Source organism: Psychrobacter muriicola 2pS (assembly GCF_904846535.1).
In the GTDB taxonomy this organism is placed as follows: domain Bacteria; phylum Pseudomonadota; class Gammaproteobacteria; order Pseudomonadales; family Moraxellaceae; genus Psychrobacter; species Psychrobacter aquimaris.
Genome location: NZ_CAJHBC010000006.1, coordinates 108,287 through 122,430, shown reverse-complemented (window position 1 = coordinate 122,430; position 14,144 = coordinate 108,287). Strand labels below are relative to the sequence as shown.

General features: G+C 43.5%; 11 protein-coding genes and 1 riboswitch. Of the genes, 4 read left to right on the top strand and 7 right to left on the bottom strand.

Annotated features, from left to right (window positions below; genetic code table 11):
- Window positions 1-115: 115 nt before the first annotated feature.
- The 4 genes from pstB to pstS all read right to left on the bottom strand — a co-directional run bounded on the left by pstB (window position 116) and on the right by pstS (window position 4,430).
- On the bottom strand, window positions 116-955 hold the full coding sequence (gene pstB, locus JMX93_RS10440) for a phosphate ABC transporter ATP-binding protein PstB (protein ID WP_499204673.1): 840 nt from the start codon (window positions 953-955) through the stop codon (window positions 116-118).
- A 161-nt stretch (window positions 956-1,116) separates the two neighbouring features.
- The gene (pstA, locus tag JMX93_RS10435; RefSeq protein ID WP_499204658.1) at window positions 1,117-2,022 is read right to left on the bottom strand and encodes a phosphate ABC transporter permease PstA; all 906 of its coding nucleotides are present in this window, start codon (window positions 2,020-2,022) and stop codon (window positions 1,117-1,119) included.
- 61 nt (window positions 2,023-2,083) lie between these two features.
- Entirely contained in the window at window positions 2,084-3,037 is a 954-nt protein-coding gene (gene pstC, locus JMX93_RS10430; RefSeq protein ID WP_499204657.1) for a phosphate ABC transporter permease subunit PstC, read from the bottom strand.
- A gap of 220 nt (window positions 3,038-3,257) precedes the next feature.
- On the bottom strand, window positions 3,258-4,430 hold the full coding sequence (pstS, locus tag JMX93_RS10425; RefSeq protein ID WP_499204656.1) for a phosphate ABC transporter substrate-binding protein PstS: 1,173 nt from the start codon (window positions 4,428-4,430) through the stop codon (window positions 3,258-3,260).
- 292 nt (window positions 4,431-4,722) lie between these two features.
- Window positions 4,723-4,867: riboswitch (TPP riboswitch) on the top strand.
- A gap of 248 nt (window positions 4,868-5,115) precedes the next feature.
- Between pstS and thiC the strand changes: the two genes are divergently transcribed.
- Window positions 5,116-7,056 (top strand): phosphomethylpyrimidine synthase ThiC, encoded by a 1,941-nt coding sequence (thiC, locus tag JMX93_RS10420; protein WP_499204655.1) that lies wholly within the window; start codon window positions 5,116-5,118, stop codon window positions 7,054-7,056.
- A gap of 55 nt (window positions 7,057-7,111) precedes the next feature.
- Here thiC and JMX93_RS10415 read toward each other — a convergent pair whose 3' ends face one another.
- The 3 genes from JMX93_RS10415 to JMX93_RS10405 form a co-directional block, all read right to left on the bottom strand.
- Window positions 7,112-8,194, bottom strand: a complete 1,083-nt coding sequence (locus JMX93_RS10415; RefSeq protein ID WP_443517886.1) for a hypothetical protein — start codon at window positions 8,192-8,194, stop codon at window positions 7,112-7,114.
- A 125-nt stretch (window positions 8,195-8,319) separates the two neighbouring features.
- On the bottom strand, window positions 8,320-9,222 hold the full coding sequence (locus tag JMX93_RS10410) for a fructose bisphosphate aldolase (RefSeq protein WP_443557734.1): 903 nt from the start codon (window positions 9,220-9,222) through the stop codon (window positions 8,320-8,322).
- Between the two features lie 192 nt (window positions 9,223-9,414).
- Window positions 9,415-10,263, bottom strand: coding sequence for an EamA/RhaT family transporter (locus tag JMX93_RS10405; RefSeq protein WP_499204654.1), 849 nt, complete (start codon window positions 10,261-10,263; stop codon window positions 9,415-9,417).
- A 319-nt stretch (window positions 10,264-10,582) separates the two neighbouring features.
- Between JMX93_RS10405 and JMX93_RS10400 the strand changes: the two genes are divergently transcribed.
- The 3 genes from JMX93_RS10400 to JMX93_RS10390 are packed head-to-tail and all read left to right on the top strand — an operon-like array spanning window position 10,583 to window position 14,082.
- On the top strand, window positions 10,583-12,490 hold the full coding sequence (locus JMX93_RS10400) for an ABC transporter ATP-binding protein (protein WP_443214705.1): 1,908 nt from the start codon (window positions 10,583-10,585) through the stop codon (window positions 12,488-12,490).
- 51 nt (window positions 12,491-12,541) lie between these two features.
- Window positions 12,542-13,432: an alpha/beta fold hydrolase gene (locus JMX93_RS10395; protein ID WP_499204653.1), complete on the top strand. Its 891-nt coding sequence runs from the start codon at window positions 12,542-12,544 to the stop codon at window positions 13,430-13,432.
- A gap of 17 nt (window positions 13,433-13,449) precedes the next feature.
- A complete protein-coding gene (locus JMX93_RS10390; RefSeq protein ID WP_499204652.1) occupies window positions 13,450-14,082 on the top strand; it encodes an alpha-ketoglutarate-dependent dioxygenase AlkB family protein in 633 nt (210 codons plus the stop codon).
- The last annotated feature ends 62 nt before the right edge of the window (window positions 14,083-14,144 follow it).

The following is a 14,144-nucleotide window of genomic DNA, read 5'->3' as shown; positions in this document are numbered from 1 at the left end:
GTATACTGGTTAAGTGAAACAACCCAGCTCATAGCATGTTATGGAGCACTCTGTGTTAGACCCAACTTCAGTATCAACTCTTCAATATCTACCCTTCGGCATTAACCCATCAATATTAACCGTAGCGACCAGTAATGTAATCTTCCGTCGCTGTTTGGGCAGGCTTAGTAAATATCTGATCGGTCTCGCCCATCTCGATCATATCGCCCAGATACATATAGACGGTATAGTCTGATACCCGCGCCGCTTGTTGCATGTTGTGGGTAACGATGGCGATGGTATAGTCATTTTTGAGATCTTCTATCAGATCTTCGATAGCGCCCGTCGAGATAGGGTCAAGTGCAGAGGTTGGCTCATCGAGTAACAATACTTCAGGCTTGGTCGCGACACTACGGGCGATACACAGACGCTGCTGCTGACCACCTGATAATGACAGGCCTGATGCTTTTAGTTTGTCTTTCACTTCTGGCCACAATGCTGATTTTTTTAGTGCCCACTCCACACGCTCATCCACTTCGCTTTTGCTGAGCTTCTCATAGAGTTTGACGCCAAAGGCGACATTGTCATAAATAGACATTGGAAACGGTGTTGGTTTCTGAAAAACCATTCCGACTTGCGCGCGTAGCAAGTTGACATCGACGTCTTTGCCCAAGATATTGTTGCCATCAAGGTTGATGATGCCTTCTGCACGCATACCTGGATATAGATCATACATACGGTTAAATGTACGTAGCAGTGTCGACTTACCACAACCTGAAGGACCAATAAAGGCGGTCACTTTCTTTTCTGCGATATCAATATTGATATTTTTCAATGCTTGAAAATCATCGTAATAAAAGTTTAGGTCGCGGACTTCCATTTTTGCTTTAGGCATGTTTTGGGGAATATCATGAAGGGTTTGTTTATTGAAGTCAGCAGTATTTGGTTGCTGTGATTGCGCACCATTATTAGACATGGTTCTATTTAATAGGCTGTCTGTTGCGGTATTAAAGCGATCAGCAGTCGTTTCTGTGCGGACCTTGCTTGCGACATCATTCATAATATTATCCAACCTAGCTTAGTGTATTTCATATAAGTATAAGTAAATGCTTGGTATCTGTGCAGCGATATCGGTCTTTATTTGACCTGACCTCGATTGCCAATAAATCTTGCCAGAATATTCAATACCAAGACAGATGCTGTAATCAGCAGCGCCGCTGCCCACGCTAACGTATGCCAGTTATCATAAGGACTCATCGCAAACTGATAAATAGTATTGGGTAAGTTGGCAATCGGCTGACCCATATCGGTACTGAAGTACTGGTTGTTGAGCGCCGTAAACAGCAACGGTGCTGTTTCACCAGTAATTCGAGCAAATGCCAATAACACCCCTGTCGTCAATCCCGCTTTGGCGGCTTTGACCGTCACTTGCGTGACCATTTTCCACTTAGGTGTACCAAGTGCATAAGCAGCTTCACGCAAGCTATTAGGCACCAGATTCAGCATGTTTTCAGTCGTACGCACGACGACTGGGATGACAATCAATGCCAATGCCAATGCGCCTGCCCAACCAGAGAAACTTTCGCCTTTTACCATTAAAGCATATATAAACAGACCAATGACAATTGATGGTGCTGATAACAAGATATCGTTCAAAAAACGGGTCACTTTGCCAAGCATACTGCCTTTAGAAAATTCAGATAAATAAATACCGGTCATAAGGCCAATAGGCGCCCCAATAAACAATCCTGAAAATGCCAACATCACCGAACCAACGATCGCATTGCGTAAACCACCTGGGCTCATAGGCGGCGGTGTATCAGCGGTAAAGATTGGCAACTCCACCATCCCTTGAAAGCCTTCAACAAACAAAGTCACCAAAATCCATGACAACCAAAACAAGCCAAAAACCATCGCTGACAGGGCAAAGCCCAAACCCAGCTTGTTGGTCCAGCGACGCTTGTTGTATAGGCTTTTGTTATAACGCCCAGCACTGCTTGGCTTCGTAGACATTGGCGCATTCATCACATTGTTCGCAGGCATACTATTTATTTCCCGTATCTTTTATCAATATCTATCAAGGTCTAATAAGTCCTTCTCAGACTTATCGGTTACCTGCTTTGTGATCCATGCGCATGAGCATTAGTTTGGCCAAAGACAGCACGATGAAGGTGATGACAAACAAGATTAAGCCTAGATGTAGTAAAGATGCCAAATGCAGCTCGCTCGATGCTTCGGCAAACTCATTGGCCAATGCCGAGGTAATGGTCACACCCGAAGTAAATAGGCTTGGACTGATATTGAACGCATTACCGATTAAGAAGGTCACTGCCATGGTCTCACCCAGCGCACGACCAAGACCTAAGATCACACCGCCAACGACACCAGCTTTGGTATAAGGCAGGATGATCTTGAACATAACTTCCCACGTCGTCGCACCCATACCATAGGCGGATTCTTTAAGCAGATCTGGCACAACCGCAAAGACATCACGCATGGTGGCCGCGATAAAAGGAATAATCATGATGGCAAGTACCAAAGACGCTGTGAACATCCCTAGCCCCATGGGCGCGCCTGTAAAAAGCTTACCGATGATAGGTAAAGGGCCAATATTCTCAATAAACCATGGCTGAATGTGCTCACCAAAGAAAGGCGCAAATACGAACAAACCCCACATACCATAAATGATAGAAGGAATACCCGCCAATAGTTCAATGGCAATGCCAAGCGGTTTTTTAAGGAACTTAGGGCACATTTCAGTCAAAAATATCGCGATACCAAAACTAACTGGCACTGCGATAGCAATGGCGATAAATGACGTCACTAAGGTGCCATAAATAGGTGCTAATGCACCATACTCATTGGCGACCGTATCCCAATTATTACTGGTATAAAACCCCAGACCAAACGTTTGAATGCTCGGCCATGCCCCAACAATAAGAGACACCAAAATGCCCCCTAAAGATAGGAGGACGAGTATGGCAAACGCTTTGGTAGAGTTGACAAATAAAGCGTCGTAACGTTTTTGTTTAGCCAGTTGGGACCTTAAGTCTGTCATAAGTGTCTCAGCATTGAATGGGTGAATTCAAAAAACCAGAATGTTTATTTCGTTTTATGACAGCAAACGCAACTTGTATCATTACTAATGGTTATCGTGAAATAGAGCAATTAGTTTTTTGGTCAAATTTGCTGTGATAAAACCTCTCAAACCACTACCGGAGAATAGTGGCTTAAGAGGAAATTAAAAAGATTGAGAAACAACAGCTAGCATAGATAGATTACTGAGCAGGCTTATAAACTGGCTGTCCATCACTACCTTTTACGTCGTTCCATTTTGCTTTAAATAAGGCTACTGCCGTATCAGAGAATGGGACATAGTCTAGCGCCATGGCATCATCATCACCTTGGGTATAAGCCCAATCAAAGAAGTTCAATACACCAGCGACTTGCTGAGGATTCTCTGGTTGTTTATGGACTAAGATGAAAGTAGCAGCAGCGATAGGCCATGCTTGATCCGTCTCAGAGTTAGTGATGACTTTATAAAAGCCTTCTTGTTGTGACCAGTCGATATCACCAGCTGCTGCAAATGTCTCAGCAGATGGCTGAACAACGTTGCCCGCTGCGTTTTTCAATGCCGTATGTGACATATTGTTTTGCTTAGCGTACGCATACTCAACATAGCCGATAGAGTTTTTCATACGGTTGACGTAGCTTGAAACGCCTTCGTTACCTTTACCACCTGCACCAGTCGCAGACGTTGGCCACTTAACGGTTTTATCAACGCCAACAGTGTCTTTCCAATCTGGTGAAACCTTGGCAAGATAATCCGTGAAGTTAAACGTCGTACCTGAACCATCTGAGCGGAATACGGTAGTAATAGCAGCATCAGGTAAGGTTAAGTCTGGGTTCATGGCTTTGATCGCAGGATCATTCCAGTTACTGATTTTACCCAGATAGATGTCTGCTAACATTGCACCGTCTAATTTCAACGCGCCCGGCTCGACACCGTCAATGTTGACGATTGGAACAACGCCGCCGATGACCGTCGGAAACTGAATCAAGCCCGCTTCGTCTAGCTCTTCAGGCGTCATCGGTGCATCAGAAGCACCAAAGTCGACTGTCTTTGATTGAATCTGTTTGATACCACCAGAAGAACCAATCGACTGGTAATTGACTTGGCCACCGGTAGCAGCGTTATAGTCGTAAGACCATTTGGCATAGATAGGCTGCGGGAACGATGCACCTGCACCCGTGATATTCATTGCGATATTTTCAGCAGATTTGAAACCGGTGTCAGCAGAAGGCGTTGCCTGATTCTGAGTGGTTGTTTCAGCCGTGGTAGCGGCACTACTGCTAGTATCAGCAGCTGGCTCTGTCGTTTCAGTCGATTTATTACATGCCGTAAGCATTAATGTACAACTAACGGCCACTGCTAATAACGAATAACGCATGTAGGACTCCTAAAGTTTAACAACGATACAAAAAGTATTTGTTTGTGATATGCGTGCTATCTTGCCAAATCTTTATGACAGTTTAATGACAACCTCTGGAATCTTTCATTCGCTTTACATAATATTTAGATAAGTATTCTAAAACCCAGTAATATCAAGTGATTTCAATCACTGGTACTCCAAAGTCGTTCACATAAATATATCGAACATCAAACTCAACGCCTGATATTTTCATCTAAATATCATTAGCCCTCATTGCAGAACTTTGTTAGTATTGAGTTGATTTACAACACTGACAGACTCGGGGTGCGGTGTATTATTGGCTCGCTTTACTAAACTTGCTTTATTAAAGTAGTCGCCTTTATACATTCGCTGAGAGATCACCCGCCGAACCTGATGCGGTTAGTACCGACGCAGGGAAGTCTTAAGCACTTTGTTATTTATGGCAAAGGACGTGCAGAAATGCCTTTTTTATCCTCATTACTATCTTAATATGCGTGATGTACTATTAAGTAGTGAAGACTGATATAAAGCTGCGTCCAACGTTTGATGAGCATCATCCGCGACTATATTTTTTGGTCGTAGGCTGATGCTCATGAGCTGAATTTGTCTGGATCACAGATGCTACCCCCGCAGCTACTGGCGGTGTTGCTTTTATTCAAAAACCAACACGCTAGGACAGCATATGACAACTTTATTAGCCACTTCTCCTTCTCAAAAACCTTCTAAGACAGATGCGTTAAAAACCCCTGCTCACCGCAGTGCCAGTGATGCGCGCTTTGAAGAAGACGCTCGCGACTTACACCGCATTCTCCCCGCCTCCCGTAAAGTCTATATCGAAGGCTCACGTCCTGATATTCAAGTACCCATGCGTGAAATCACTCTTGACCCTACTCCTATACAAGGCGTTCCTGAGAGCGAATGGGAGCAAAATCCGCCGTTTTATGTTTATGACACCTCTGGCGTTTATACAGACCCCAACGTCGAGATTGATTTGACAAAAGGCTTACCAAAGCTGCGTGAAGGTTGGATAAATGAGCGTGGCGATACGGAACAGTTAGCAGGATTATCAAGCGATTATGGGCTAGCACGTGCCCGTGATATCAGTACCGCTAATCTGCGCTTTGCCCATATCGACAAACCTCGCCGTGCTAAAACTGTTGATGGGAAGGTAGGTAACGTCACCCAATTGCACTATGCCCGACAAGGTATTATCACCCCAGAAATGGAATACATCGCCATTCGCGAAACGCAAAAGCAGCATGAGCTGACCGATATGCGTCAACACGATGGTGAAAACTTTGGTGCTAATACGCCGACGGTTATCACTCCTGAGTTTGTCCGTGATGAAGTAGCTGCTGGGCGAGCGATTATTCCCAATAACATTAACCATCCAGAATCTGAGCCAATGATTATTGGGCGCAATTTCTTGGTGAAAATCAACGCAAATATTGGTAACTCAGCGCTCGGCTCTTCTATTGATGAAGAAGTGTCTAAAATGACGTGGGCCACGCGTTGGGGTGCGGATAACATCATGGATTTGTCGACTGGCAATCATATTCACGAAACCCGCGAATGGCTGATTCGTAACTCGCCAGTACCAATTGGTACCGTCCCTATTTATCAGGCACTCGAAAAAATCGATGGCGTGGCAGAAGATTTAACGTGGGAAATCTTTCGTGATACCTTGATTGAGCAAGCCGAACAAGGTGTTGATTACTTCACTATTCATGCTGGCGTACTACTACGCTATGTGCCGCTGACTGCCGGACGCTTAACCGGTATCGTCTCGCGTGGTGGCTCCATTATGGCGCAGTGGTGCATGTTTCATAATAAAGAGAGCTTTTTATATACCCATTTTGAAGACATTTGCGAGATTATGAAGCAGTACGATGTGGCGTTTAGCTTGGGTGATGGCTTACGTCCAGGCTGCTTGCAAGATGCTAATGATGAGGCACAATTTGGTGAATTGCGTACCCTTGGCGAGTTGACTAAAATCGCATGGAAGCATGACGTGCAGGTCATGATTGAAGGTCCGGGACACGTGGCGATGAACCGAATTAAAGAAAATATGGATTTACAACTTGAACTGTGTGCCGACGCGCCATTTTATACGTTAGGACCACTAACAACCGACATCGCACCTGGTTACGATCACATCACCAGTGCGATTGGTGCGGCGATGATTGGCTGGTTTGGTACTGCTATGCTCTGCTATGTGACCCCAAAAGAGCATTTAGGTCTACCTAATAAAAAAGATGTTAAAGACGGTATCATCACTTATAAAATCGCAGCCCACGCGGCTGATTTGGCTAAAGGTCATCCAGGGGCACAATCTCGTGATAATGCGTTATCCAAAGCCCGTTTTGAATTCCGCTGGGACGATCAATTTAATCTGGCGCTTGACCCAGATACCGCCCGTGAATTTCATGATGAAACCTTACCAAAAGACGCGCATAAGACGGCGCACTTTTGCTCTATGTGTGGACCGAAATTCTGCTCAATGAAGATCACTCAAAACGTGCGAGATTATGCGGCAGGACTAGATAAAGATGCCGCTGATAAAAAGGTAACCCCGAAATCGGGTGATACAACCAATGTAGGTCATGTTATTAAAGAGTTTTAGCGCTTTACTTACTGAAAACTGGCTAACTTAAAAAGCTTGAATCCATCCACTGGGTTCAAGCTTTTTTTGTACCTACTTGTGAGGGTTGTAAAAAAACCCATTTCAAATAAGAATCGCATAACTTCATAATGAGTAGATAAAAAGGCAAAGTCAGCGGATAGCCGAAGACAACAATCAAAAATGTATAACCATGATACCTGCTAGCATGCTCGCCTAGTAACCAGTCTATAAGGTAAATTTTATAGAAAACTATCATCAGTGCTATGAAAGGTACAATTAACACTCCCAACCAAAGGATTATTTTTGCTTTTTTAGAACGCCTTTTATGACTCACACGCATCAAACGGTAATGAATAAAACCCAGTAACATTATTGATGCTATGAATACTACCCTACCATTTAAATCAATTAACCATTGCGCCAAAGAACTTGGTGGCTGTTGGTATGATATTTCCATAACATCTTTAGGAATATGATCAAAGACCCACTTCGAATCAGCTTGTATCGCTCCACTTAAAGGCTCACCAAGATTTGTCTTTAAATATTGTGGTTCATCGGCAATCTTTAAATTAACAGTTAGGTTACCGAAACTTTTCCAAGTTTTGGCAGGCTTTAATGAATATTGATAAATATAGTAGTTGGTCCAATAACTGCGATCTATGGTCGGATAGGCAGAATATTGAACGTTAATGACATGACTGCCTTCGCCTAAGTTTATTTCAAAATATTTAGCGCTATTATTGAACTGTACAGCGGTATCCGTTTCCGGATCATAATAAGCGGGCAATGATTTTGACTGACTTTCATAGTCATAATTTATAAGTACTGGTACCGTTTGCCCATCCACTTCAACTATAAAGCTTTTGTCGGTCTCATCACCTACACGATCAAATACTTCAAAAACCAAAGGTATTCGATAGCCCTCTTCAGCGCTATAAATTTCGTAAGTGACATCATAGTTAGCTTGATTAAAATCTTTATCAATATTGATGTCTATGGTTTCAGATAGTATATCAATATCTTTGCTTGAATATGCCGTACTGACAGTGGTACCGTCGATAGTAGGTGATGCCATATTGGCATAGCTAAAAATGCTGGCACTCAGTAAAAACAACCCTAAAGTAATAAAGCGAAACACAACCTCTCCAGAAACGATAAAAACAAACACAAGTTTAATAAATATCTACTGTGAATGCCATTAAAAAAATCCCAGCAAACCTAAAGTCAGCTGGGATTCAAAATCAACTATAAAGGTTTAAGGCTTTAAACCTTCGACGCCTCATAAATCTCTTCGATAGACGTGTTGATAGTATTAGCAAACTCATCATCACTTTGCTGCTTACTTAGCCCTTCAGTAAAGGCCCGTGAAAAGCTAGCAATCATACCTGGATTTTGCTTGAGCTTAGCACAAGCATCGCCACGGCTGTAGCCGCCCGATAACGCCACGACTTTTAATACTTTTGGATGATCAATCAGCTCTTGGTAAAAACCCGCTTCTTCAGGCAATGTAAGCTTAAGCATTACTTGCTGATCATCAGTCAAACGATCCAGATTGTGCAAAATGATGGTCTTGAGTATGACTTCACATTCATGCTTTTTGCTACTGTTGATATCTACTTCAGGCTCTACGATTGGCATCAGACCTTTTGAGAGTATCTGTTTTGCCACATCGAATTGCTGTTGCACGACCAACTCAATGCCATCGACATTCGGCTCATAAATCACTGAGCGCATTTTGGTGCCAAATACTGGATAGTTTTTGGCTTTATCGAGTAGCAAGTCTAAATTTGGCATTGGACGCATCACTTGGACACCATTCATTTGCTCAGCCAAACCCTTATCCACTTTTAAAAACGGCACAATATTTTTATCTTCCCATAGATAATTGGCCGTTGGTTTACCATTGACTTCACGTTCCATAGTATCTTCGAACAAAATCGCCCCAAGTACACGCTTATTATCAAAGGCTTCACAAGTCATGATACGGGCGCGCATTTCATGCACCAGATCAAACATCGCTTCATCGTTGTCATAATCATCGCCCATGACACCATAATTCTCTAACGCTTTTGGCGTGCTGCCGCCACTTTGATCAAGTGCCGCAATGAACCCTGAACCATTTTTGATACGTTGTAGCTGTTTGTTATATTGGTTTTGATATTCCATTGAGAGTGCGTCCTATTGTTATTTGTTGAGGTCAAGTGTCACAAAGTAAATCACTTTTTGTTAGCTTATATCAGCCTTGCTATTTGTAGACAACCTTATCATAGGACTCTCTTTGTGCCTATATCTGATAAGTTAACGCGTTGGTAAAATGATTATTATTTGTCCTATGAGCGAACTCACTAGGCTAAACGTTTATGCTAAAAACAGCACTGCCACACAGCAAATCGCTAATAATAAACCCAAGACATTAATACGGTTAAGCGACTCTTTAAACACACCAACCCCTATCAAGGTTGCCACTGCAATGACGCCGACGTTCATACCCGTAAAGACGACACTGGGTGACTCGGACAATACTTGATGCGCACGTACATAAGCATAAATATTGCCCATATTGAGTGCACCTAATAATAATCCTGCGATTAGTGCATTCCCCTGCCAGCGCACCCGCGTAATCAGCAAATAAATGAACAGCAATAATCCTGCTAAGCCAAAGCTGACAAATAACGTAAGAGGAAAAGCAGTACCTTGCTTGGCGACCTGCTTGAATAAGATATCAATCAAGCCATAACCTGCCCATACGCCAAACAACCAAAGCGGCGTATGTGTGGCTTGCTTACCAATCTCAGCGTGCTGTGGACGATAAATCAGTGCACCAAGTGCCAAAAATCCTAACGCCAGCCCGAATATACGAGTGCCAGTCAGTACTTCACCAAACAATAAAAAAGCCGCGATGATAGGGATGATTAATGACAAACGCTGAGCCGCATCAGTTGCCACCATGCCAACTGCTTCTATTGCGCGTCCAAGGATGATAAACACGGCGGGAAGCAGGATACCAAGCGCGATGATAATACCCCAAGCACCGCCAAGTGCATTCATGCCACTTACATCTGGCTTGAGTAAAAACCACGTCAGCAGAAAAGCCACCGGATAGCCTGCGACGATGGTCTGGCGTATGTCTATATTTTTCTGTCGTAACACTTTTAGCAATACTGAAACGGCGACACTACAAAGCACCGCTATCGTCAAATATATCATGAGCTATTACCTTGTTAAACTGCCATTTTTACGTGGGTATTATTCGTTCATCATTCATATACTGCAGATAAAGTGTGAACTACCAATGAGGATAAAGCCATAGAATGTAACAAAATATTTCTTAATCAGCAATCTATTTATTGGCTTTTATTCGACTGCTGACAAGTAGCTCTTTACCGTTCAATTTACAATTAGCATGCAGGTCTGATTGGGAATTTTGCTAAAATAGTGCACACCCCTAATAACAAAAGTAAAGATTCAAAATAACGAGTAATGTCGTTGATTTTGGCGTACTGCTATTGATGTTTTATAACTGCCTATGAATGCTCTATTTCGATTTTTTGAAACTCGCCTGCCTGCCTTCCCTGAAACCCCCATGCCGCTACCTTCACCCCGTGATGGCATGCTAAAGTTCTTGTGGGCGTGTACCAACGGTTTACGTGGCTGGCTATTGGTATTTATGATTTTGTCTGCGGGTATTGGCATCTATGAAGCGATGTTATTTGCTTGGATTGGGAATATCGTTGACTGGCTAGGCGTGTATACGCCGCAGAACCTGTGGTTAGAAAAAGGCGACATGCTACTGCTCATGCTAGCCGTCATGATCGTGAGTCCGCTATGGATTGCATTGTCATCGTTTATCCATTTTCAGACTTTGCAAGGCGTCTTTCCCATGCAAATGCGCTGGCGCTTTCACCAGCGGATGCTTGGGCAATCGATGCAGTTTTATCAAGACGAGTTTTCTGGACGTGTCTCAGCCAAAGTTATGCAAACTGCACTGGCTGTACGCGATACGGTCATGACCGTCACCGACATGTTTATGTATGTCACCGTTTATTTTATTACATCAGGTGTCATTTTATTTAATCTGGACAGTCTATTATTAATCCCGTTTATCGTTTGGCTAGTCTTGGTTGCGCTGACCATTTGGTACTTTATCCCTAAGCTCAAACAAACTGCCATTGTGCAAGCCGATGCCCGTGCTTTGATGACAGGCCGTATTACAGATGCTTATGCCAATATCATGACGGTCAAGCTGTTTAGCCATTCACGCCGTGAGCTGAGTTATGCCAAAAATGCCATGGGGCAATTTTTAGGTACTGTCCATGCACAGATGCGCTGGGTCAGTTATTTAGAAGTATCAACCCATCTAATCAGTGTGATTTTGGTTAGTGGCACTGCGGCTATTGGTTTGTATTTATGGCAACAAGGTGCGGTCGGTGTCGGTGCGATTGCTGCCGCTACAGCCATGGCACTACGTTTGAACGGTTTGACTCGTTGGATCATGTGGCAGACTGCTAGTCTGTTTGAAAGTATCGGAACCGTACAAGATGGCATGCGTACCTTATCAGCACCGCAAAAAATCGTTGATAAGCCCAATGCACCCGCTTTAAAAGTCACCGAAGGTCGTATCGTTTTCGATCATGTTGATTTTAGTTATGAGAATGATAGCGACGATATCGAAGGCGATACCTTAGACACAGTAAAAACACCAGCAACGCCTACTAATACTACTAAACTGCTTGATAACTTCTATTTAGACATTAAACCCGGCGAAAAGATTGGCTTGGTTGGACGCTCAGGTGCCGGTAAATCAACCTTGGTTAATTTATTGTTACGCTTCTTTGATGTCGATAGCGGTAAAATCCTTATCGATGGACAAGCAATTGATGAAGTCACTCAAGAGTCTTTGCGCCAGCAGATAGGTATGGTGACGCAAGATACGTCTTTGCTGCATCGGACAGTACGTGAAAATATCGCTTACGGGCGTCCTGACGCAACCGATGAAGAAATTATTACCGCTGCCAAACAAGCGCAAGCATGGGACTTTATCAAAGATTTATATGATGATAAGGGCAATACGGGACTTGACACCCAAGTCGGTGAACGTGGCGTCAAACTCTCGGGCGGTCAACGTCAACGTATCGCCATCTCACGTGTTATGCTAAAAAATGCGCCCATCTTACTATTGGACGAAGCGACCAGCGCCCTTGACTCTGAGATTGAATTTGCCATTACCGAAAGCCTCAATGACATTATGACAGGTAAAACGGTCATTGCAATTGCCCATCGTCTCTCTACCATTGCCGCACTTGATCGATTGGTGGTCATGGATAAAGGTCAAATTATCGAACAAGGCAGCCATGATGAGTTATTAAATCTACACGGTGTTTATGCTCGCTTGTGGCACCGTCAAAGTGGCGGATTTTTAGGCGAAGACAGCTAAGTACAATCATTAATTTTCATTGAAAATCAGACACAAGGAGGTGTGTACATTATGAAAGCATTTGCAAAAAATATTAATATTAGTGGAAAACAAGCGCGCTACTATAATCTTAGTCAGCTTACGCCATCGATACAGTCAAGTACTGCCTCTCGCGTGCCAGCACACTTTTATGGTGGCAATAGTTTTACCGTTGGTACTTATAGTCCCTTATTGAATGCACTGGCCACTGACTTCAAGATCAGCTCGCTTGCGCTTCGTGGCTATTGGTACGACAAACCGCAGCGCCGTCGTCTTACGCGCGAGCAAGATGCCGAGATACTTATTGAGTTTTTAGAAAAAACGCAAGACAAACCCATCGTTGGCATTGGTCATTCGCAAGGAGCCACTGCCACTGCCATCGCTGCAGCCCAACGCCCAGATCTGTTTTCACAGCTATATTTGATAGAGCCTGTGACGTTTACCAAACCACAAGCCAGACTCTACAACCTATTGCCACGTAAGCTTCTGCTTAGCCGCGAACCTTTTAAAAGCACCCTCACCAAACAATCTAATTGGGCAAGCATCGATGATTATTATGAGAACTTGCGCGCTCAGCATGCTTATAGGCGAATGAGTGATGCGCATTTGCGGGTATTTGCGGAGCAAAGTTTATCCAAAGATACCAATGGCTGTTACACGCTGATATTTGCGCCTGAACAAGAGCTCGCCAACTATTTTGGCGCGCCGCACATCGATACCGCCCTCAAGCAATTAAGCTGTCCTTATACACTTATCACTGGCAAGCCAACATTGTTTATCAACCAAAAAGTGCGACAACAATGGCAAAAATTTGTCCCTGACGACAGCATCATATCTTTGTTAGATTATGGTCATCTACTACCGATGGAAGCACCTGAATTATGTGCTCAAGTTATCAATGAGCATTATTATAGTCATAAATAAGCTGAGCTATCTAAGTCATGACTGACCTTTTTGCCCCTACACCGACTGATAACCTGTTGCCTTATGATGGTCAGGTCAATGACTTAGGGGTAGTGATCAATGATGCTAACGCTCTTTATGATAATTTACTAACCGAGCTACCTTGGCAGCCTGACATCGTGACGTTGTTTGGCAAAACTCATGTTACCACTCGCCAAATCGTCTGGATGGGTGGCAGCGAGGTCAGTTATCATTACTCTGGACAGACGCGTCGAGCCATTCCATGGTCAAAGCAGGTATTGCACGTAAAACGACATATTGAACAACAGTTATTAAGCAATGGCATCAACGTTGATTTTAATTCTTGCTTACTTAACTACTATCCCTCTGGTGCTGATGGCATGGGTTATCATGCAGACGATGAAAAACAGTTGGGTGCACAGCCGATTATTGCTTCTTTATCGCTCGGTGCTAGGCGAAAATTTGTCTTTAAGCATAAAACTATTAGACAAAAGAACAAGCCCGTCAAAGTTGAGCTATATCTTGAGTCTGGTCAGCTTATCGTTATGCATGGCGATACGCAGGATTTTTGGAAGCACACCATTACGAAAACCAAAACTGTCACATCAGGGCGCATCAGCCTCACGTTTCGACAAATACGATCGCATTAAATGAATATCCTAGGGCGTGTCTTCATTTTGAAAATGGTGATAAAAATGATATAAATGGCAGC